The sequence below is a fragment of the Nonomuraea sp. NPDC023979 genome, assembly GCF_040639085.1.
Classification (GTDB): domain Bacteria; phylum Actinomycetota; class Actinomycetes; order Streptosporangiales; family Streptosporangiaceae; genus Nonomuraea; species Nonomuraea ceibae.
On sequence record NZ_JBEZZG010000028.1, the window covers coordinates 114,815 to 132,909 of the forward strand.

The 18,095-nt window shown below is 70.0% G+C and carries 25 protein-coding genes; 15 read left to right on the top strand and 10 right to left on the bottom strand.

Annotated elements, in window-relative coordinates; genetic code table 11:
• Window positions 1–74: 74 nt before the first annotated feature.
• Genes AB0G11_RS36115 through AB0G11_RS36130 form a run of 4 tightly spaced genes read right to left on the bottom strand, consistent with a single transcriptional unit; the run spans window position 75 to window position 3,410 of the window.
• Window positions 75–794 (bottom strand): M15 family metallopeptidase, encoded by a 720-nt coding sequence (locus tag AB0G11_RS36115; RefSeq protein WP_357591220.1) that lies wholly within the window; start codon window positions 792–794, stop codon window positions 75–77.
• A gap of 29 nt (window positions 795–823) precedes the next feature.
• Complete coding sequence (locus AB0G11_RS36120) at window positions 824–1,078, bottom strand: hypothetical protein (RefSeq protein WP_357591222.1); 255 nt, start codon at window positions 1,076–1,078, stop codon at window positions 824–826.
• The gene (locus AB0G11_RS36125; RefSeq protein ID WP_357591224.1) at window positions 1,075–1,491 is read right to left on the bottom strand and encodes a hypothetical protein; all 417 of its coding nucleotides are present in this window, start codon (window positions 1,489–1,491) and stop codon (window positions 1,075–1,077) included. Before AB0G11_RS36125 ends, AB0G11_RS36120 begins: the two co-directional genes overlap by 4 nt.
• Window positions 1,488–3,410 carry an MDR family MFS transporter gene (locus tag AB0G11_RS36130; RefSeq protein ID WP_357591226.1) on the bottom strand — a complete coding sequence of 641 codons (1,923 nt, stop codon included), beginning with the start codon at window positions 3,408–3,410 and terminating at the stop codon, window positions 1,488–1,490. The genes AB0G11_RS36125 and AB0G11_RS36130 overlap by 4 nt, the downstream gene beginning before the upstream one ends.
• An 82-nt stretch (window positions 3,411–3,492) precedes the next feature.
• On the opposite strand from AB0G11_RS36130, the gene AB0G11_RS36135 reads away from it, so the two are divergent.
• From AB0G11_RS36135 to AB0G11_RS36160, 6 genes are all read left to right on the top strand, one after another.
• A complete protein-coding gene (locus AB0G11_RS36135) occupies window positions 3,493–4,623 on the top strand; it encodes a S1 family peptidase (protein WP_219498673.1) in 1,131 nt (376 codons plus the stop codon).
• 103 nt (window positions 4,624–4,726) lie between these two features.
• Window positions 4,727–5,104, top strand: a complete 378-nt coding sequence (locus tag AB0G11_RS36140) for a VOC family protein (protein WP_219498675.1) — start codon at window positions 4,727–4,729, stop codon at window positions 5,102–5,104.
• Window positions 5,104–5,472: a VOC family protein gene (locus tag AB0G11_RS36145; protein WP_219498677.1), complete on the top strand. Its 369-nt coding sequence runs from the start codon at window positions 5,104–5,106 to the stop codon at window positions 5,470–5,472. The genes AB0G11_RS36140 and AB0G11_RS36145 overlap by 1 nt, the downstream gene beginning before the upstream one ends.
• 32 nt (window positions 5,473–5,504) lie before the next feature.
• Entirely contained in the window at window positions 5,505–5,942 is a 438-nt protein-coding gene (locus tag AB0G11_RS36150) for a GNAT family N-acetyltransferase (protein WP_219498680.1), read from the top strand.
• Between the two features lie 20 nt (window positions 5,943–5,962).
• The gene (locus AB0G11_RS36155; protein WP_357591228.1) at window positions 5,963–7,066 is read left to right on the top strand and encodes a DUF5931 domain-containing protein; all 1,104 of its coding nucleotides are present in this window, start codon (window positions 5,963–5,965) and stop codon (window positions 7,064–7,066) included.
• Window positions 7,063–7,713, top strand: a complete 651-nt coding sequence (locus AB0G11_RS36160; RefSeq protein ID WP_357591229.1) for a response regulator transcription factor — start codon at window positions 7,063–7,065, stop codon at window positions 7,711–7,713. The genes AB0G11_RS36155 and AB0G11_RS36160 overlap by 4 nt, the downstream gene beginning before the upstream one ends.
• A 3-nt stretch (window positions 7,714–7,716) precedes the next feature.
• Here AB0G11_RS36160 and AB0G11_RS36165 read toward each other — a convergent pair whose 3' ends face one another.
• From AB0G11_RS36165 to AB0G11_RS36180, 4 genes are all read right to left on the bottom strand, one after another.
• Entirely contained in the window at window positions 7,717–8,007 is a 291-nt protein-coding gene (locus AB0G11_RS36165; RefSeq protein ID WP_219498689.1) for a YiaA/YiaB family inner membrane protein, read from the bottom strand.
• Window positions 8,008–8,074: 67 nt separating this feature from the next.
• Window positions 8,075–8,479: a TIGR03668 family PPOX class F420-dependent oxidoreductase gene (locus tag AB0G11_RS36170; protein WP_246643652.1), complete on the bottom strand. Its 405-nt coding sequence runs from the start codon at window positions 8,477–8,479 to the stop codon at window positions 8,075–8,077.
• A gap of 19 nt (window positions 8,480–8,498) precedes the next feature.
• On the bottom strand, window positions 8,499–8,726 hold the full coding sequence (locus AB0G11_RS36175; protein WP_219498691.1) for a hypothetical protein: 228 nt from the start codon (window positions 8,724–8,726) through the stop codon (window positions 8,499–8,501).
• 336 nt (window positions 8,727–9,062) lie between these two features.
• Entirely contained in the window at window positions 9,063–9,809 is a 747-nt protein-coding gene (locus AB0G11_RS36180; RefSeq protein WP_357591231.1) for a zinc-binding dehydrogenase, read from the bottom strand.
• Between the two features lie 157 nt (window positions 9,810–9,966).
• On the opposite strand from AB0G11_RS36180, the gene AB0G11_RS36185 reads away from it, so the two are divergent.
• The 5 genes from AB0G11_RS36185 (at window position 9,967) to AB0G11_RS36205 (ending at window position 12,750) form a co-directional block, all read left to right on the top strand.
• Entirely contained in the window at window positions 9,967–10,548 is a 582-nt protein-coding gene (locus AB0G11_RS36185; RefSeq protein ID WP_219498699.1) for a YdeI/OmpD-associated family protein, read from the top strand.
• A 116-nt stretch (window positions 10,549–10,664) separates the two neighbouring features.
• Window positions 10,665–11,153: a hypothetical protein gene (locus AB0G11_RS36190; RefSeq protein WP_219498702.1), complete on the top strand. Its 489-nt coding sequence runs from the start codon at window positions 10,665–10,667 to the stop codon at window positions 11,151–11,153.
• Window positions 11,154–11,166: 13 nt separating this feature from the next.
• Window positions 11,167–12,057, top strand: coding sequence for a hypothetical protein (locus AB0G11_RS36195; RefSeq protein WP_219498706.1), 891 nt, complete (start codon window positions 11,167–11,169; stop codon window positions 12,055–12,057).
• A gap of 5 nt (window positions 12,058–12,062) precedes the next feature.
• Window positions 12,063–12,440 carry a YbaB/EbfC family nucleoid-associated protein gene (locus AB0G11_RS36200; RefSeq protein ID WP_357591233.1) on the top strand — a complete coding sequence of 126 codons (378 nt, stop codon included), beginning with the start codon at window positions 12,063–12,065 and terminating at the stop codon, window positions 12,438–12,440.
• A gap of 4 nt (window positions 12,441–12,444) precedes the next feature.
• Complete coding sequence (locus tag AB0G11_RS36205) at window positions 12,445–12,750, top strand: YbaB/EbfC family nucleoid-associated protein (RefSeq protein WP_357591235.1); 306 nt, start codon at window positions 12,445–12,447, stop codon at window positions 12,748–12,750.
• A gap of 32 nt (window positions 12,751–12,782) precedes the next feature.
• Here AB0G11_RS36205 and AB0G11_RS36210 read toward each other — a convergent pair whose 3' ends face one another.
• Window positions 12,783–13,922, bottom strand: a complete 1,140-nt coding sequence (locus AB0G11_RS36210) for an MraY family glycosyltransferase (protein ID WP_357591237.1) — start codon at window positions 13,920–13,922, stop codon at window positions 12,783–12,785.
• A gap of 36 nt (window positions 13,923–13,958) precedes the next feature.
• Window positions 13,959–14,561, bottom strand: coding sequence for a hypothetical protein (locus AB0G11_RS36215; protein WP_357591239.1), 603 nt, complete (start codon window positions 14,559–14,561; stop codon window positions 13,959–13,961).
• Window positions 14,562–14,648: 87 nt separating this feature from the next.
• Between AB0G11_RS36215 and AB0G11_RS36220 the strand changes: the two genes are divergently transcribed.
• The 4 genes from AB0G11_RS36220 (at window position 14,649) to AB0G11_RS36235 (ending at window position 17,923) form a co-directional block, all read left to right on the top strand.
• Window positions 14,649–15,251 carry a hypothetical protein gene (locus tag AB0G11_RS36220; RefSeq protein WP_357591241.1) on the top strand — a complete coding sequence of 201 codons (603 nt, stop codon included), beginning with the start codon at window positions 14,649–14,651 and terminating at the stop codon, window positions 15,249–15,251.
• 39 nt (window positions 15,252–15,290) lie between these two features.
• Window positions 15,291–15,836, top strand: a complete 546-nt coding sequence (locus AB0G11_RS36225) for an SMI1/KNR4 family protein (RefSeq protein ID WP_357591243.1) — start codon at window positions 15,291–15,293, stop codon at window positions 15,834–15,836.
• A gap of 114 nt (window positions 15,837–15,950) precedes the next feature.
• Window positions 15,951–16,964 carry a DUF418 domain-containing protein gene (locus tag AB0G11_RS36230; protein WP_357591244.1) on the top strand — a complete coding sequence of 338 codons (1,014 nt, stop codon included), beginning with the start codon at window positions 15,951–15,953 and terminating at the stop codon, window positions 16,962–16,964.
• Window positions 16,965–17,119: 155 nt separating this feature from the next.
• Complete coding sequence (locus AB0G11_RS36235) at window positions 17,120–17,923, top strand: DUF4352 domain-containing protein (RefSeq protein ID WP_357591245.1); 804 nt, start codon at window positions 17,120–17,122, stop codon at window positions 17,921–17,923.
• Window positions 17,924–18,095 lie beyond the last annotated feature (172 nt).

The following is an 18,095-nucleotide window of genomic DNA, read 5'->3' on the forward strand; positions in this document are numbered from 1 at the left end:
GGTCATCATCCTACGTACCTTCTGACCTGCGGTAACCCTGGGCGCACCGTGCGTGACGGGCGCCGGGTCCGGGCTCAGCCGCCGCCCTTGCTGAAGTGCTGGTAGTCCTTGGTGCCGGACCAGTCGCCGCCCCACTCCCAGCCGACGGCCGCGAAGGCCCGTACGACCTTGTCGCCGGGGTTGATGACGCCTTTGCCCTTCATCGGGCGTTCGGTGTACTTCTCGGCGTTCGGGTGGGCGGTGTCGCCGCCGGCGGTGACGTACGGGTTCTCGCGCGGGTTGAGGTCGATGGCCTCGCCGTAGGCGTGGTTGGACCAGCTCCCGGACCCGGTGGCGCGGCGGCAGTTGAAGGCCGAGGTGTTGTCGGCGTCGATGGAGTCGTAGTCGTCGCCCCGGTAGACGTCGACGAGCTCCATCCGCCGGATCGGCCACCGCCAGTCGTACAGCTTGCGGAAGACGGTGACGACGTCGTCGGTGACGGTCTTCCTGACGACGAGCTCGCCGGTGTGCGGTTTGTCGTCGAAGCCCCAGTAGGACATCGTGATCAGCCGCAGGTCGCGGTAGTGGACCGGGCAGCCGGAGCGCCATGAGTGCCGCAGGCGGTCACGGCTGATGGTGCTGACCTCGGCCTTGAACTCGGGCGGCTCGGTGGCGGTCGGCGTCGGGGCCGGGGTGGCGGGCGTCCGCGTCGTGGGTGCGGCCGGCGGGCTGGGCGCGGAGGACGCGACCGGCGCCTGCCCGCCGCACGCGACGGACGCGAGCATCACGAACGTCATGGCGGCAGCACGCTTCATCTGGCCACCATATGCGACGTCGTGCCAGGTCAGGGTGTACGGTCGCCGGTCGGCGAGCCGACGTGCCGCCCCCGGGTGAGCTCGCGCAGGGCGTCGGCCGCGTACACGACCAGGGCGAGGAACGAGACGCCGGCGAGCCCGCCGCCGATCCACAGGTCGTTGACGGTGGCGTCGGTGTAGGCGGCGCCGGCGGGCTGGTAGCCGATCGCGAACGGCGCGGCCACCAGCCAGAGGCCGGTCAGGAACAGCAGGACGAGGGCGGAGACGCCCAGTTTGGCCTTCATCGGTTCTCCTCGGCGGTGACCAGGGTGACCGAGCCGTTCTGGCGGTTCGGGCGGGCGGTGTGGTTCAGGTCCTCGCGCAGCGCCTCGACGAGCGGCGCGAGGAGGGCGGCGAGCTCCGCGGATGAGGTCTGCGGCGCCGCCGGGGCGGGCTCGGGCTCCGGCTCGGCCTTGCGCTCGCGTACGGTCACGAGGCCGCGTGCGACGAGGTCCTCGTGGATGGCGGCGGCGAAGGCGGCGGCGCCGGCGAGCCCGATGACGGCCACGCCGAGGCCGGTGAAGAACTCGGCGGTGGTCGGATCGGTCCAGTCGGCGTTCGCCGGCTGGGTGCCCAGGGCGAACGGGGCGAGCATCAGCCAGAGGCCGGCCAGGGCCGCCAGGACGGCCGTGACGGCGCCGATGAACTTGCGAATCATTGCGGGATCCCTCCAGTGACGAGGTCTTTGCGCGGCGGCGCGGCCTGCGCGAGCAGCGCGCGCGAGGTGGGGCGCAGCACGTTCTGCGCCACCGACCTGGCGCGTTCCGGCTCGGACCGGTCGTCGGGCGGGGCCATCCGGGCGACCGCGGTGAGCAGGGCGGACGGCCGCCCGTTGGTACGCTCCACCCGCTGGGCGACGAGCTCCAGCAGCAGCCCGGCCAGGACCAGGTCGTCCTTGCCGAGCGGCGGGGCGGCGGGCTCGGGCGGGGCCGCGGAGCCGCGCAGCGGCAACTCCTTGAGCAGGAGCGTGGCGACGAAGCCGAGCAGCGCGATGGGCACGCCGACGATGAACACGGTCTCCAGGCCGCGCGTGAACGCCTCCAGGATGATGTTCTTGATCGGCTCGGGCAGGTGCTGGATCTGGTCGGGGCTGCCGAGCGAGGCGGTGTCTGCGCTGGGCTTCATGCCCGCGGCGCGCAGCATGTCGGCCATCTCGCTGTTGAGGCGGTTGGTGAGGATGGCGCCGAACGCGGCCACGCCGACGGCGCCGCCGAGCGAGCGGAAGAACGACACGCCGGACGTGGTCGCGGCCATGTCGCGCAGCTCGGAGCCGTTCTGCGCGGCCAGGATCAGCATCTGCATGGACAGCCCGAGCCCGAGGCCCAGCACGGCCACGTCGAAGCCGATGAGCCATTCGCCGGAGTCGACGTGCAAACGCGACAGCAGGAACAGCCCGACGGCCACGATGAGCAGGCCGGCGACGGGGAAGAGCTTCCACCTGCCGGTCCGGGTGACGATCTTGCCGGAGACCACGCCGGACACGAACAGCGCGAACACCATCGGCAGCGTCATGAGCCCGGACGCGGTCGGCGACATGCCCTTGACGATCTGCAGGTACTGCGGCAGGTAGATCATCGCGCCGAACATCGCCATGCCGACGAACAGCGAGGCGAGGCTGGTCAGCACGAACGTGCGGTTGCGGAAGAGGCGGGGCGGCAGGATCGGGTTGCCGTGGGTGCGCTCGGCGACCACGGCCAGGGCCAGCATGAGCAGGCTGAGCGCGCCGAGGAAGTAGGTCCAGGGCGAGTTCCACGCGAACTGGTTGCCGCCGAAGGTCAGCAGCAGCATCAGCGCGCTCGCGCTGGCCGTGATGGTGGTGGCGCCCCAGATGTCGATCGTGGTGTCACGCTTGACCGACGGCAGCTTGAGCACCTTCTGGATCACGAAGAAGGACACCAGCGCGAACGGCACGACCACGTAGAAGCACCAGCGCCAGCCGAGCCAGTCGGCGTCGACGATGAACCCGCCGAGCAGCGGCCCGGCGACGGTGGAGATGCCGAAGACGGCGCCCATGTAGCCGGAGTAGCGGCCGCGCTCGCGCGGCGAGACGATGTCGCCCAGGATGACCTGCGACAGGGCGGACAGGCCGCCGACGCCCAGTCCCTGCACGGCGCGGGCGGCGATGAGCTGGCCCATGTCCTGTGACAGGCCGGCGACGAGCGACGCCGCGACGAACAGCCCGAGGGCGGTCTGGAAGAGCAGCTTACGGCCGAACAGGTCCGACAGCTTGCCCCACAACGGCGTCGACACCGTCATCGTCAGCATGGTCGCCGACGCCACCCACGAGTACTGGTCCTGTCCGCCGAGTTCCCCCACGATCGTCGGCAGCGCGGTGCCCACCACGGAGGTCGAGATCATCGAGGTGAGCATGGCGAGCATGAGCCCCGACATGACCTCGAGAATCTCGCGGTGGGTGTAGTGCCGTCCCGCGGGGGTCGCGGTCTGTGTCCGGGCTACCAAGACACCACTTCCCCTCTTAAGTCCGCATTGGAGTATACGCCCGTTTACTAGCCGCTCGGCAAGTGGATATATTCCCGAGCATGGAAGATTCCGGTCTGTGACCGCAAGGGGCCCCATAACTCCGTAATACGGGTCGTTTGGTACGTGGCGGCCGACATACGCAGCGGTAACTTGACAGCACCCCCATCAAGGAGTGCACATGTTCGGTAAACGCTGTGCGCTGGCAGGAACCGCCCTCCTGGCCGCCTGCCTGGCCACTCCATTCACCCCCGCGCTGGCCGCCGAACCGGTCCCCCAAGCGGCACCAGCGGACACCCCGCCGGCCGTCATCGACGCACTCGAGCGCGACCTCGGCCTCACCGAGCAGCAGGTCGTCACCCGCCTCGCCAACGAACAGCGAGCCGCCGCGGTCGAAGCCACGCTGACCGCCTCGTTAGGCGACTCGTACGGCGGCGCCTGGCTGAACGCCGACGCGTCCAAGCTCATGGTCGCCACCACCGACGCGGCCGAGAAGCCGGCCATCGAGGCCAAGGGCGCCGAACCCGTCGTGGTGACCCGCACGCTGGCCCAGCTCGACGGCGTCAAGGCGAAGATCGACCAGGCCCCCCGCAAGGCCCGCTCCGGCGCCTCCCTCTGGTACGTCGACGTGACGACCAACAGCGTCGTCATCGTCGCCGGACAGCAGCAGGCCGCCGAGGCCCTGGCCGCGGCCGCGGGCGTCGACCGCAGCGCGGTCCAGCTCACCGTCAGCACCGAGAGCCCGCAGCTCTACCAGGACATCGTCGGCGGCGACCCCTACTACATCGGCTCCAGCCGGTGCAGCATCGGCTTCTCCGTCACCCGCGGCTCCACCCCCGGCTTCGTCACCGCGGGCCACTGCGGCCGCACCGGCGCCCGGACCAGCAGCCCGTCGGGCACCTTCCAGGGCTCCTCCTTCCCGGGCAACGACTACGCCTGGGTCGCCACGCCCGGCCACAACGCCACCCCGTACGTCCGCGGCGCCGGCGGCTCGCTCGTCGCCGTCCGCGGCTCCACGCAGGCGCCTGTGGGCTCGTCCATCTGCCGCTCCGGCTCCACCACCGGCTGGCGCTGCGGCACCATCCAGCAGCACAACGCCAGCGTCACCTACCCGCAGGGCACGGTCAGCGGCCTGACCCGCACCAGCGCGTGCGCCCAGCCGGGTGACTCCGGCGGTCCGTTCATCTCGAACGGCCAGGCCCAGGGCGTCACCTCGGGCGGCTCCGGCAACTGCAGCACCGGCGGGACCACGTACCACCAGCCGGTCAACGAGATCCTCAGCACGTACGGGCTGACGCTCAGGACGATCTGACCCGGGTCGGAGCCCGGCGGCGCGCCGCCGGGCTCCGATGAGTTTCGGCGGGCAGCCTGGTCTTCATGGGTGACAGCGACATCGACCCGCAAGGAGAGAGACCATGAAGCGGCCCGCACTTGACGGCATGCTCCTGGCCAGCGCCGATCCGCGCAGGCTCGCCACCTGGTACGAGACGGTCCTCGACGCCACCGAGACCGCCGACGTCGACGGCTACCGGGTGCTCACGTACGGGAGTTTTCACCTGATCATCGACCACCGGACGGACATCTCGGACAAGAACCCCGAGCCCGGCAGGATGATCCTCAACTTCGACGTCGACGACGCCCGCGCCGTGGCGAAGCGGGTGGAGAGCACCGGCGCCGCCTGGCTGGCCGAGCTGGAGGACCGCGACGGCAGCCTGTTCGCCACGGCCATCGACCCGGACGGCAACTACGTCCAGATCATCCAGCTCAGCGACGAGCACAGGGCGGCGATGTGATGTTCGGCACGACCAAGGCTTTCAGCGGCTTCTCCGTCGACGACATCGCCACGGCCAAGGAGTTCTACGGCCGGACGCTCGGCATCAGGGTGTCGGAGGAGCACGGCATGCTCACCCTGCACATCGCGGGCGACCGCGACATCCTGGTCTACCCGAAGGAGGATCACGTGCCGGCCACGTACACGATCCTCAACTTCCCGGTCGACGACATCGAGCAGGCGGTGGACGAGCTGGCCCGCCGAGGGGTGCGCTTCGAGCGCTACCCGCACATGAAGACCGACGAGCGCGGGATCTTCCGGGGCGGCGGCCCGCTCATCGCCTGGTTCACCGACCCGGCGGGCAACGTGCTGTCCGTGCTGCAGGAGTAGTTCTGTCGGTGCCGGGCGGCACACTCGGGCGCATGGACGTGCGTTTGCGAGATGTCACCGAGGCCGACCTCGACACCTTCCACGAGCAGGAGTGCGACCCGGAGGCGGCCTCCCGGGCCCGCTGGCGGCCCCGGGAGCGCGAGGCCTTCATGGCCCACTGGAAGGCCAACGTCCTCGGCGACCCCGGCTGCCTCGTCCAGGCGGTGACCGTCGACGGCGCGCTCGCGGGCAACGTGGTGGCCTGGTGGCACGGCGAGCGGCGGTTCATCGGCTACTGGCTCGGCCGCGAGTTCTGGGGCAGGGGCGTCGGCACGCTGGCCCTGACCCGCTTCCTTGAGCTGGAGCGGGAGCGGCCGCTGCACGCCGACCCGCACGAGGGCAACGCCGGGTCCGTCCGGCTGCTGGAGCGGTGCGGCTTCCGGCGGACCGGCACCGACCCCGACGGCCACGTCATGCTGGTGCTGAGCTGACCCGCCTATAGTCGGGCCACATGGGCATCGAGGGGTCGTTCTGGCGGGCCATCGCGGTCTATCGCTTCGCCTCCCTGGGCTACGCCGCGCTGCTGCTGGCCAGTGCCGGCGGCTACGCGCGGCCCGTCGCCGGGTGGCTCGTCCTCGGCGTGATGGCCGGGTGGACCGTGGCCACCACCATCGCCTACACGACCTCGCGCAGCCGTGCCCTCCTGGTGATCGACGTCCTCGTCACGCTCGGCTGCATGGCCGCCTCGCCGTACGTCCAGGGGGCCTACGCCGGGCCGGGGGTGATGCCCGTCACGGCAACCTGGGTCGGCGGCCCGGTGCTCGCCTGGGCGGTCCACGGCGGGCGGCGCGCGGGCGCCGTCGCGGCGATCGTGCTGTCGCTCGCCGACCTGTGGCTGCGCGGACCGCACGGTTTCGACCTCTCCGTCCCGGTCAACGGCGCGGTGCTGCTCATCCTGGCCGGCACCGTCGTCGGCCACGTGGCCAGGCTCACCAAGCAGGCGGAGGAGCGGCTGCAACGGGCCGTCGAGCGGGAGGCCGCCGTGCGCGAGCGCGAACGGATCGCGCGCGGCATCCACGACTCGGTGCTGCAGGTGCTGGCGCTGGTGCAGCGGCGCGGCCTGGAGATCGGCGGAGAGGCCGCCGAGCTCGGCCGGCTCGCCGGCGAGCAGGAGGCCGCCGTGCGCGAGCTGATCCGCAGCGGCCCCGCCACGGCCGAGGACGACACCGGCCTGGTCGACGTGGGCGCCCGCTTACGCCGCTTCACCACGCCCACCGTGACCGTCTCGGCCCCGGCCACCCCGCTGCCACTGCCCGCCGCCCGCGCCCGCGAGGTCGAGGCGGCCGTCGGCGCGGCGCTCGACAACGTGCGCCGGCACTGCGGAGAGGACGCCCGCGCCTGGGTCTTCGCCGAGGACGACGCCGGATCGATCACCATCACCGTGCGCGACGAGGGCCCCGGCATCCCCTCAGGCCGCCTCGCCGAAGCCGAGGCCGAAGGCAGGCTCGGCGTCGCGCAGTCGATCCGCGGCCGGATCGCCGGCCTCGGCGGCACCGTCACCATCGCCTCCGTGCCCGGCCAGGGCACCGAGGTCGAGATTACAGTGACCAGATGACCAGTGCCCTGCGCGTGATGGTGGTGGACGACCACCCGATGTGGCGCGACGCCGTCGCCCGCGACCTGGAGAACGCCGCCTACGAGGTCGTGGCGACCGTCGGCGAGGGCCGCCAGGCGCTGCGCGTCGCCGGCGCCATCCGGCCCGACGTGGTCATCCTCGACCTGCAACTGCCCGACCTGCCCGGCGTCGAGGTCGCCCGCGGGCTCGCCGCCACCGAACAGCCGCCCCGCGTCCTGGTCCTGTCGGCCAGCGGCGAGCACGAGGACGTGCTGGAGGCGGTCAAGGCCGGAGCCTCCGGCTACCTGGTCAAGTCGGCGAGCCGGGAGGAGTTCCTCGACGCCGTCCGCCGCACCGCCGAAGGCGAACCCGTCTTCACCCCCGGCCTGGCCGGGCTCGTGCTGGGCGAATACCGCCGTCTCGCCACCCAGCGCCCTGCCACCGACGGGCCCAGCCTCACCGACCGCGAGACCGAGGTGCTGCGCCTGGTCGCCAAGGGCCTGTCCTACAAGCAGATCGCCGAACGCCTCGTGCTCAGCCACCGCACCGTGCAGAACCACGTACAGAACACCCTGAACAAGCTGCAACTCCACAACCGCGTCGAACTCGTCCGCTACGCCATCGAACGCGGGCTCGACCAGGCCTGACGGTCAAAGACTGTCGACCTTGTACGGGTCGTGCTCGGTGAGCAGCTTGTCCAGGCGCGCCTGGTCGACCCGGCTGGACATGTGGGCGACCTCCTGCCGGTCACGGATGACCTTGGCCAGGCCGAACGCGGACGTCACCGTATACAGCACCGCGATCGCCAGGAACGCCCGCACCCAGGGGTCGATCGGCAGGAAGACGATGCCGAGCGCCGTGCTGCCGAGCGCCACGGCGAACGAGATGACACTCTGCGCGTAGTAGGCGGCGGTCATGGTGGGCTGGACTGGTTTGGTCATGCCCCCAGAATTCGCCACCGGGCAGGCGAGCACATGAGTACGCGTACCTGAGTACGTGCCGCCGTTCTCAGTAGCGCCAGCCGGACCAGCGGGTCACGGCCACGACGATCACCGGACCCTCCGGGCGTCGGCCCGCGTACTGGTCGTACTTGGCCACCAGCGCGTCGAGCGCCTCGGCACGCTCGGCCTCGTCGGCGATCTGCGCGCTGCCGTCGGCACGCGCCCACCACAGGCGCGTCCAGTCGTCCTCGTAATGGTCGACGAGCAGCGAGACGTTCGGATTCGCGCGGATGTCGCGCAGCCGCCTCAGGTCGGCGGTGCGCTTCGGCTTGTGGTCGACAGCCGTCACGACCCGTTCGCCGAGCACGGCGAACGTCACGGGCACCACACGCGGCAACCCGTCGGAACCGGCGGTGCCCAGCCGGGCGACCCGCGCGGCCCCGAACAGCCGGCGCGCCGTCCCGGCATCCAATCGCACCGCCTGAGCGGTCCTACAGCTTGTACAGCTTGTGGAAAGGTGTCGTGATCCGCTCCTGCCGTGACCCGAAGTCGACGACGACGGCGATCTCGTCTTCCACTCCGATGACGACACCCAGGCCGAAACGGTCATGGGTGACCCGGTCGTTCAGGCTGAGCTGCTCGACCGGTGGAGCGGGAGGCGGGGGTTTGAAGGGACTGGTAGGCAGGTGGCGGCGGGGCGCGCCGCTAGCTGGCTTCACCCCTCCAGTATGTGCCGCCCAAGCCACTACCCGCGACCGGGGGTAGGTTACTTGTCCGTGGTGAACACTGTTCGCACCAGGCTGGAGAAGGCTTGTGGGGCCGAATCCCCCTCCGAATCCGCCTATGTCGTAGGCGTGAGACCCCGCTCCGGCCGGTCCGGCCAGATCCGCTGAGCACCGGCGCCACCGTCATCTCGAACCGGTCCTGACCCGGCTCACCCCAGGCGACCTCCAGCACCCGATGCCCGCCCGGACGCCAGCAGGGTGTCGACGGGCCTCTGGATTGCCCGCCGTACGGTTCCTCGTCCGGGTCGCATGCCGCGCGTGATCGTACGGCTACGGGGTGAGGACGAGGCGGCCGCGGAGGGGGGTGGTGGCGAGGCGGTGGTGGGCGGCGGCCACCTGGTCGAGGGGGAGGGCGCCGGCGACGCGGAGGGTGAGGGCGCCCGCTTCGGCCAGGGCGGCCAGGCGCGACAGGTGGGCGCCGTCGGCGCGGATCCAGTGGTTGAAGACCCGGATGCCGCGCAGCGGGGGCGGCGCGCCTCCGGCGACCGCGACCACGCGGAGCCCGCGCGCGACGGCCAGCTGGACCGCGAACCCGCCGACGGCCCCGGCCGCCCCGGTCACCAGCAGCGTCTGCCCGTCGCCCAGCCCGAGCCCGTCGAGCGCCTGGGCGGCGGTCAGGCCGTTCAGGGGCAGCGTGGCGGCCTCCACGGGCGACAGGCCCGCGGGCGCGGCGGCGACCGCGTCGGCGTCGAGGACGACGTGTTCGGCCTGGGCGCCGAGGGGCACGTCGAGCCGGTCGCACAGCCCGATGACGCGGTCGCCGGGCTTGAACCCGGTGACGCCGGGCCCGATCTGGTCGACGGTCCCGGCGGCGTCCCAGCCGATGCCGATCACGTCGCGCGCCGGCAGCAGGCCCGCTCCGGTGAGCGCGCCGGACCGGGTGGCCAGGTCGACCGGGTTGACCGTCGCGGCCTCGACCCGGATGCGGACCTGCCCTTCCGCGGCGACCGGCGCCGGGACGTCGGCGATCCGCAGGACTTCGGCCCCGCCGAAGGCCCGGATGACAACGGCACGCATGAAGAATCGCCCCCAGTTCCGGATATTTCAGGAATCGCGGATTACCGTATGGAGAGCGGCTTTCTACCAGGAAGTACGCACTTCAAGGTGCCTTACGTACGCCCGGGTGCGACGATCGAGCCGAGACCGACCCCGTTCCGAAGGAGCGCGTCAAGCAGTGACGGACAAGCAAGATCTCCCCATCCTCGCCTTCGCCTCCCAGGCCGAGTTCGAGAAGTGGCTCGACGCCGAGCACGCCGTCTCGCCCGGCCTCTGGCTGAAGATCGCTAAGAAGGACTCCGGCATTCCGTCCGTCACGTACGCCGAGGCGCTGGACGTGGCGCTCTGCTTCGGCTGGATCGACGGGCAGAAGGTGAAGTTCGACGCCGAGCACTGGCTGCAGCGGTTCACCCCGCGCAAGCCGAGGAGCCGGTGGTCGAAGGTCAACTGCGGCAAGGTCGAACGGCTCATCGCCGCCGGGGCGATGCGCCCGGCCGGTCTCGCGCAGGTCGAGAAGGCGAAGGCCGACGGCCGGTGGGAGGCGGCCTACGAATCGTCGAGCACGGCGACCGTACCCGATGACCTTCAGGCGGCGCTCGACGCCGACCCCGTGGCGGCGGAGTTCTTCGCCACGCTCGACAGGGCCAACCGTTACGCGATCCTCTACCGCGTCGGCGACGCCAAGCGGCCCGCGACGCGGGCGGCGCGGATCGAGAAGTTCGTCGCGATGCTCCGGGAGCACCAGAAGATCTACCCGTGAGCACGCAGGCGTGCCGAGGACGGGTAAATGTCGCAATGGTGACGAACGGCTGAACATTGGCTTCAGCGGCACCGAATCACCCCACGGCCTTGATCCAAATTGGTAAAAACGAGGCCGTGTCGACCGATGACCCGTCCTCCCAGGCCGGCACGGTGCCGCCGCCGCTGGTGAGCCCGTGCCCGCACACTCCCGCGTGCCCGCCACCGGTCTGCCTCCCGCCCACCGTGCGCGCGCAGTCGGCGCAGACCGTACAGGCGTCGTCCGCGCCGCCGCCGTCCGTCGCCGACCCCGGAGGCGGCACCCCCTCGGGCGGCTACGAGGTCGACGCCTGGTACGTGCGCAAGTTCGCCGGAACGATGGGCGACTCGGCCATCGGCGTCGACAGCGTCAAGCAGTGGACGCCCCGCTTCGAAGGCTGGCACCTGGCCCCGATGGCCGGCATTCCGATCGTCGGACTGATGTTCGTCAACCGGCTCAACACCATCGCCGACACCTGGCGGGACAGCGCCGGCATTCTCACCGAGGTGCTGCGCACCGACAGCGGCAAGATCTCCACCGCCGCCGCGAACTACGTCGCCGCCCAGAAGGCCAGCACCATCAAGTAGGAGGAACCCCGCGATGACCACCCCATCCGGCGAACCGCCGAAACTGATCGTGCCGGGTCAGACCACGCCTCCTGCCGGCGGCCAGCAGTTGCACGTCGCCAACGCCCGGGGCGCCGTGCAGCGCACCATCACCGTCTCGCCGCCGCAGCCGCGCACCGACCCCGGCTTCTACCGGCGGCTGATCTCGCAGCTCAACCCCCTGCGCCAGACCACCCGGAGCGCCATGGTCATCTCCGGCCTCGGCGTCGCGGCACTCGCGCTGGACGTGGCGGCCACCCTCAACATGGGCAACCCGTTCCTGTTCTACGACCGGCGCGAACAGTGGAAGGACATGGCCGGGCAGCTCGAAGGCAGCCGCTCCGACCTGTGGCGGTCGTTCTTCGACGACATCGCGCCCAACTGGAAGGGCCGCGCGGTCGAAACCCTGCAGCAGTACGTGCGATTCAACGTCAACGGCCTCTACAGCCAGCTCGGCAAGATCTCCGGCGAGATGAGCAGCACCATGCACAGCCAGTTCAAGGAGGTGCTGGAGTACGACCTGTCGGTGTTCAGCCTGTACGCCTCCTCCGCGCCCGTGCTGCGCACCATCGCCTCGCTCAGCGCCCACCCGGTCGGCAAGGTCGCGCTGTGGACCCAGGTGGGCGTGTTCATGAGCATGGCGGGGAACATGGTCAAGCAGTTCGCCGACGTGTACAACTCGTACGAAGGTGATCTCAACAAGCTCGAACTCAAGCTCAACGAGCTGCGAGGCGCCTTCTACAAGAGCGGCAACCCCGACATGGGGGCGCGCGACCTCAACCTCACGCCCGCGATCGCCGACCCCTTCCGGCTGAAGGAATACTGGGTCCCGGCCTCCCAGCCGCAACAGCCCCAGCAGCCCAAGCAGCCGCAGGCCACGACATGAGGCACGTGGAATCGTTCGCAGATGGGCGGCCCGACAACCTCTCCGGGCTGCTGCGCGAGGCCGAGAGCTGGGCCGGCGCGCTGTCCGGGGCGATGAGCGACCTGCAGCAGGAACGCCTGGAAGGCACGGACCCGAGCGGGGCCGTACGCGCCGTGGTGTCCGGCGGCGGACGCCTGCGCGCCCTGACCATCGACCCGCGCCTCTCCCGCGACCTGGACCACCTGCGGCTCGCCCAGGCCGTGCTGGACGCGATCGCCGCCGCCCACGCCACGATGGGGGAGCGGCTGGAGGAGGTCATCGAGGGCCTGAGCGTCCCGGGCGCCGCCGGCAGCGCGGCCGACCCGCTGGAGGGCTACATCCGCAACGTGCTGAAGGGGGAGTGAACGCATGCAGGACGCGAACGCGCGCCTGGAGGAGCTGATCGCCGCCGCCGCACGAGCGGAGGCGCGGGTGGACGAGTGGAGCGCCGCCGAGTTCACCGGCCGGGCCGACGACGGCGGCATCGTTGCCGTCACCGACGCCCTCGGCGCCCTCACCCGCCTGGACATCTCCCCACGCACCCGACGACGCCTGGACGCCACCAACCTCGCCGCCGCCATCCTGCAGGCCATCAGCACGGCCGAGGAAGCCGCCACCGCCTCCAGGGACGCCCTGCTCACTGACCTGCACCCAGGACCCCGCAAGAAGCCCTGAAGGCTCATTCCGCCCCGACCACGAGCTGGGGCCTATGGGCGCGTTGCGCCCCTGTGTTCCCGTGCAGCTGCGGAATCACTCGCGGCGCGCAGGCGAGGGTGAAGGGTGAGCGCCAGGACCAGCAGCGCGAACACTACTGCGACCAGGAGAACGACCAGCGGAACACCGCCCAGGGCGAGGGCCACCACGCCGAACGTGAAGATGCCTGCCCAGGCGTAGAGAATGAGCACCGTCCGGGTGTGGGAGTGTCCGCTGTCCAGAATGACGTGGTGAAGGTGCCCCCGATCCGGGGCGAACGGGGATTTCCCGTGGGACGTCCTGCGTATGACGGCGCTCAAAAGGTCTATGAGAGGCACGGCGATCAGCGCAACGGGCAGGACAAGGGGAATGACCATCGGAAAGCGGTTCACCTCGGCAACCGCGTCCGGCGCGATATCCGATGTCACCAGCACCATGGAGGTCGCAAGCACCAGCCCCAGGAGCATGGAGCCTGTGTCGCCCATGAAAATCCGCGCGGGGTGAAAGTTGTGCGGCAGGAACCCTAGGCAGACGCCGATCAGAATGGCGGACATGATGGCGGTCACCTGAATGCGATCGCCGCTCAGATGCTGGGAAAGCATGATCGAATAAAGCCATACCCCGGCCGCGGCAATCGTTGTTATGCCCGCGGCCAGGCCGTCGAGCCCGTCGACGAAGTTCAGCGAATTGATGATGGCCACGACGATGCCGATGGTGACTATCGTGCTCAGCGTGCTGTCGAGTATGTACGTCGCCCCGTTGGGGAGCGGTATCCACGGTAGCCTGATTCCGAAGAAGGACAGCACTCCACCTGCGGCGATCTGCCCACAGAGCTTCGCGAGCGAGCCGAGACCCAGCCAGTCGTCAAGAAAGCCGAGAGCCACGATGACGACGCAGGAAATGACCAGCCCGTAAAGGAAATCGCTGTCCGCGAGCTTGGCGCCCGACTTGTCGAGCCGAGCGGCGATCAGAAGGGTCGTCACCAAACCCGCGCACATGGCCAGCCCGCCCAGCCGGGGCGTCGGGGTGGCATGCACGTCACGCTCTCTGACCTCGGGCATCGCGCCTATGGAGACGGCGAATCTGCGAACGAGTGGCACGAGGATGTACGTCGCCACCGCTGCCGTGAGAACGAGGTACAGATATTCGCGCACGCCGTGGAGTGTTTCACGCCGGTCGCCTCCTAATCCTCAGTCGAGCTGCGGGCGTTGGCCGGAGGGGTCCCATTCGATGGTGACGAGTCCGCCGTATTGCTTGGCGATCCGGCGGCGTAAGCCCTGATCGAAGGCATTGGTCTGGAGGACGATCCGGTTGAGCTCCGGCCTGATTCCCATGCCCCACACTTCCGGTTCGTCGATCGGACCGCGTTCCGCCTCCATCAGCGCGGTGAGTTCCGCCTGGCTGTTCTCCGCCGGCCGGACCTGGGGCACGATCACGTACGGAACGGGTTTCCCGTCCGACCGGCTCACCCCGGAGATCGGGGGAGAGGCCAGCGTGCGTCCTCGCGCGGTGACGTAGGGCGCGACCAGCCGGTACGGCTCGTACAGGATGTACGGCGGAGCCAGATCGTGCGGGTGGAGCTCGGCCCGTCGCAGGGCGGCTTGCTGGGCGTCCTGGAAGGGCTCGATGCCCTCGTGTGACCGGAGCAGCACGGGTGAAACCGGTTGGTAGTAGACCTCGGCGGCGTCGCTCGTCGCGGGCTGCACGATCACCCGCCACTCGCCCGGCAGGAACTCAGGCGCCGCCGTGACGGCGTACACAGCGAACAGCGCCAAGATCGCCTTCAGTCGCATGCGCGCCGAGTGTAGGCCCGCCCTCACTCGGAAAAGGCTCCCCGGTGCGCTGACATAGTGGATCCTCAGGCTCTTACGCTGCGCCTCATGGACAACGGCGGAACACATCCCCAACTGGCGGACATCACTGCGGCGCTGGACACGGTGCTCACCACCATGCGAGCTGCTGGCGCCGACATCACCTACCGCCTGGGGGGCACGAGCGCGGCCCTTCTTCAGGGGGTTCACCTTCCTGTCGGTGACATCGACCTTCTGGTGGCGCGGCGGGAGGACGTCGACACGTTCGGCGCCGCGCTCGCCTCGTTTCCCTGCCTTTACGCCGCCTCGTGGATTCCGGAGTCCTCGCAATACTTCGCCAGGTACGAGGTGCGCGGGGTCAAGGTGGAGATGAGCACCGTCGAGAAACCGTTCGACTCCGACGGGATGGAATGCATCGGGCGCGGCCCGTGGCAGCACTACGTATGGGTCGCATGCGGCTCGCACCGGGTCCCCGCGGTTCGGCTGGAGCTACGGCTGGCGACGGAGCTCGTACGGGACAGAGCCGACCGGTACGAGCCCCTTCTCCGCCACCTGAGCGCGCACGGGTGTGAGGTGGACCTGCTGGATCGGGCCATGAGAGACCAGGGGCTGCCAGCGGAACGCCGGCGCTTCGCCTGGGATCGCCTCCACCGCTCTGCTCCCTCCGCCTGACAGCCGAGAATGTCGGGGCCGGATGGCAGCATCATCGCCGTGACGAACCTGGACGACCTTCTTCAGCGGGTGCGGGCGAAGGCGTACGCGACCGCGGAGCAGCAGCTGCCTCCCCCTGCCACGGCCGAGGAGGTGGCGCAGGCGGAGAGCACCCTGGGGTTCAGCCTTCCCCCTCTGCTCGTCCGGCTCTACCGCGAGGTGGCCAACGGCGGCTTCGGCCCCGACTACCAGCTCCTTCCGCTCGTGGGCGAAGGCCGTACCGCGGTCAGTGTCTACCGCGAGGAACGCGAGGAGCTTGCGGACGGGGCTCCGCACTGGCCTGCGGACGTCCTGCCGGTCCTCGACTGGGGATGCGGCATGTTCGCCGCCGTGGACTGCCGCAGCGCCGAGGGCGCCGTGCTGCTCTTCGAGCCGAACGGCGTCGACGACGAGTGGTCCCAGGCGTGGTACGTCGACGCCGAAGGGCTGGCCGGCTGGCTGGAGACGTGGCTTTCGGGGACGGGCTGGTACGAGGAGGACGCCGGCGAAGACGGCGGGATGCGGCCGTGGGAGGCGGCCCGGCAACGACTTTCAGCGAGTAGCTGACCTGACCGGCTGTGCCTCGTCCTCATCGAACCGGCCGAAAGGACGATCCCGGACGCGCCGGATCCTGCTTTGGACCGGTGCCGTCCCCCGGGAGGCCGTACAGGATGAGGCCCCATGCCACGCGAAGACCTCCCCGAGGCCCCGTCCAGCCACCGCCTCCCGTCCCTGGGGCGGCCCCGGATCATCGCGCTCGACGTGCTGCGCGGGTTCGCGCTGTGCGAGATCCTGCTCGCCAACATCCAGCTCATAGCCACCGGCGCCTCCGCCGTCGTGGTGCAGCCCATGGGCGACTGGGACCCCTGGCTGGGGTTGCCGATCTTCTCGCTGCTGTTCGGCATCGGGTTCGCGCTGCTGCTGAACTCCGCCGCGAACCGCGCCCCCCGCCCCCGCCTGGTCCTGCTGCGCCGGCTCCTGGCGTTGCTCGCGATCGGTCTCGTACACATGCTGCTCTGGCCAGGCGAGATCCTCACCATCTACGCCATCGTCGGCATGCTGGTGCTGCTGCCCTCGACCTGGCTGCCGCGGTGGGCCATGGCCAGCCTCGCCGCGGCACTCATCCCGGCGGCGATAATTTTCGGCATGGGCGGGCCCCTGCTGATCGCCGGGCTCTTCGTCCTCGGCTCGGCCCTGGTCCGCTATGGCGTGATCGAGCGGATCGAGCAGTCCACCCGAGGGCCGCTCCTGCTGGGCCTGCTCTTCGCGGCGGCACTGGCTACCGCCCTGTGGGCGAAGGCCGGCCTGCGGGCCGTGGGCGCCACGACGCACCTGCCCTCCGTGACGAGCCTCGCCGACCTGCTGCTCGTCGGCGTGTACGTGTGCGGCCTGCTGCTCCTGCTCCGAACGCCGCTGCGACCGGTGCTGCAGTTCGTCTTCGCGCCACTGGGCCGGATGGCGCTGACCAACTACCTGACCGCCACACTCCTCGTACTGGTTGCCAGTCGTGTCCTCGGCCTGCCGATCGGCCAGTCCTTGGAGACGGCGTACTGGACCGCGGGGGCCATCCTCCTGACCCAGTGGCTGTTCAGCGCCCTCTGGCTACGCCACTACCGCCAGGGGCCCCTGGAGTGGCTCTGGCGCTGGACCACCTGGCTGCACCGCCCGCCCTTCAGTGGAGCCCGGACGTCATGAGCCGGTGACGACGAGCACGCCGTCGCCGACCTCGTGCAGGAAGCTACGGCGGGCACACCTGAGTTGTCAGGGCCCGGACATATGGGGTGTTGCATGTCAACCGGAAGGATGCCTGAGGCGTCTCACAGGGCCATCCCCACGCTTGGAGTCGCGCCATGGGCTACCCGCAGCAGCCGCAAGATCCGTACGGGCAGTCCGGCCCGCAGTACCCCACCCAGCATCCATACGGCCACAGCGGCCCGCAGCCGGGCTACGGGTACGGCTATCAGCCGCCCACCATGCCTCCGCCTCCGCCGCCGCGGCGGAACAACACCGCGCTGATCGTTCTGCTCGCGATCGGGATTCCACTCCTGCTGCTGGGCGGGTGCGCGGCCGTGGTGGCGGTGCTCGGGCAGTCCGCCAGTAGGGAAGTAGTCGTGACTCAAGCGGACGAGCCGCTCAACGGGGTGCTCTCGTCCCAACCGGAGACGGCCGCCCCGGGACAGGAGACGGATACGGCGGAGCCGCCGGCCAGTGTGCCGGAGGAACAGCCGGCGGGCCCGTCTTCTGCGACGGTTGGCGGCTCCCTCACCCTCGAGGGACGGGACCCGGGCCTGAAGATGACGGTTACGGTGACCAGAGTGGTGGACCCGGCGACTCCGGACCAGTTTTCGAAGCCGGAGACGGGCAGCAAGCTGGTTGCCATTGAGCTGACGTTGGTGAACTCAGGTCAGGCGGTGTACGACGACTCTCCGACGAACGGTGCGACGCTGATCGATGCGGAGGGGCAGCAGTACCGGTCTACCTACTCGGATGTGCGGGAAGGGCAAGAGTTCGGCGGTTCTTCGACGATCAATACCGGCGATACTCGTAAGGGTGTGATCGTGTTCGAGGTGCCGGAGAAGGCGGGTTTGGGCAAGTTCCAGTTCGCGCTGGACTCTGGGTTCGCTGATCAGAAGGGCGAGTGGACGCTCAGCTGACGGAAGCGTCGGCGGTGCGGCCCATGGCCACCGGCAGGGCTCTCGACTGCCGCCGTTACAGGCGTTGAAACTCATGCCAGTGAACGCTTTTCATCCTGCTTCACGGAGTTGAAGAACGAGGATGGCTTTGACGAGCTGACCTGCGAGAAGAGGGCAACACCGTAGCTTGCGA

What these genes read in the sequence shown, in the direction of transcription:
- AB0G11_RS36115 (WP_357591220.1), bottom strand. Translation starts at nt 794, where the DNA reads ATGAAGCGTGCTGCCGCCATGACGTTCGTGATGCTCGCGTCCGTCGCG.
- AB0G11_RS36120 (WP_357591222.1), bottom strand. Translation starts at nt 1,078, where the DNA reads ATGAAGGCCAAACTGGGCGTCTCCGCCCTCGTCCTGCTGTTCCTGACC.
- AB0G11_RS36125 (WP_357591224.1), bottom strand. Translation starts at nt 1,491, where the DNA reads ATGATTCGCAAGTTCATCGGCGCCGTCACGGCCGTCCTGGCGGCCCTG.
- AB0G11_RS36130 (WP_357591226.1), bottom strand. Translation starts at nt 3,410, where the DNA reads ATGGGGCCCCTTGCGGTCACAGACCGGAATCTTCCATGCTCGGGAATA.
- AB0G11_RS36135 (WP_219498673.1), top strand. Translation starts at nt 3,493, where the DNA reads ATGTTCGGTAAACGCTGTGCGCTGGCAGGAACCGCCCTCCTGGCCGCC.
- AB0G11_RS36140 (WP_219498675.1), top strand. Translation starts at nt 4,727, where the DNA reads ATGAAGCGGCCCGCACTTGACGGCATGCTCCTGGCCAGCGCCGATCCG.
- AB0G11_RS36145 (WP_219498677.1), top strand. Translation starts at nt 5,104, where the DNA reads ATGTTCGGCACGACCAAGGCTTTCAGCGGCTTCTCCGTCGACGACATC.
- AB0G11_RS36150 (WP_219498680.1), top strand. Translation starts at nt 5,505, where the DNA reads ATGGACGTGCGTTTGCGAGATGTCACCGAGGCCGACCTCGACACCTTC.
- AB0G11_RS36155 (WP_357591228.1), top strand. Translation starts at nt 5,963, where the DNA reads ATGGGCATCGAGGGGTCGTTCTGGCGGGCCATCGCGGTCTATCGCTTC.
- AB0G11_RS36160 (WP_357591229.1), top strand. Translation starts at nt 7,063, where the DNA reads ATGACCAGTGCCCTGCGCGTGATGGTGGTGGACGACCACCCGATGTGG.
- AB0G11_RS36165 (WP_219498689.1), bottom strand. Translation starts at nt 8,007, where the DNA reads ATGACCAAACCAGTCCAGCCCACCATGACCGCCGCCTACTACGCGCAG.
- AB0G11_RS36180 (WP_357591231.1), bottom strand. Translation starts at nt 9,809, where the DNA reads ATGCGTGCCGTTGTCATCCGGGCCTTCGGCGGGGCCGAAGTCCTGCGG.
- AB0G11_RS36195 (WP_219498706.1), top strand. Translation starts at nt 11,167, where the DNA reads ATGACCACCCCATCCGGCGAACCGCCGAAACTGATCGTGCCGGGTCAG.
- AB0G11_RS36205 (WP_357591235.1), top strand. Translation starts at nt 12,445, where the DNA reads ATGCAGGACGCGAACGCGCGCCTGGAGGAGCTGATCGCCGCCGCCGCA.
- AB0G11_RS36215 (WP_357591239.1), bottom strand. Translation starts at nt 14,561, where the DNA reads ATGCGACTGAAGGCGATCTTGGCGCTGTTCGCTGTGTACGCCGTCACG.
- AB0G11_RS36220 (WP_357591241.1), top strand. Translation starts at nt 14,649, where the DNA reads ATGGACAACGGCGGAACACATCCCCAACTGGCGGACATCACTGCGGCG.
- AB0G11_RS36230 (WP_357591244.1), top strand. Translation starts at nt 15,951, where the DNA reads ATGCCACGCGAAGACCTCCCCGAGGCCCCGTCCAGCCACCGCCTCCCG.
- AB0G11_RS36235 (WP_357591245.1), top strand. Translation starts at nt 17,120, where the DNA reads ATGGGCTACCCGCAGCAGCCGCAAGATCCGTACGGGCAGTCCGGCCCG.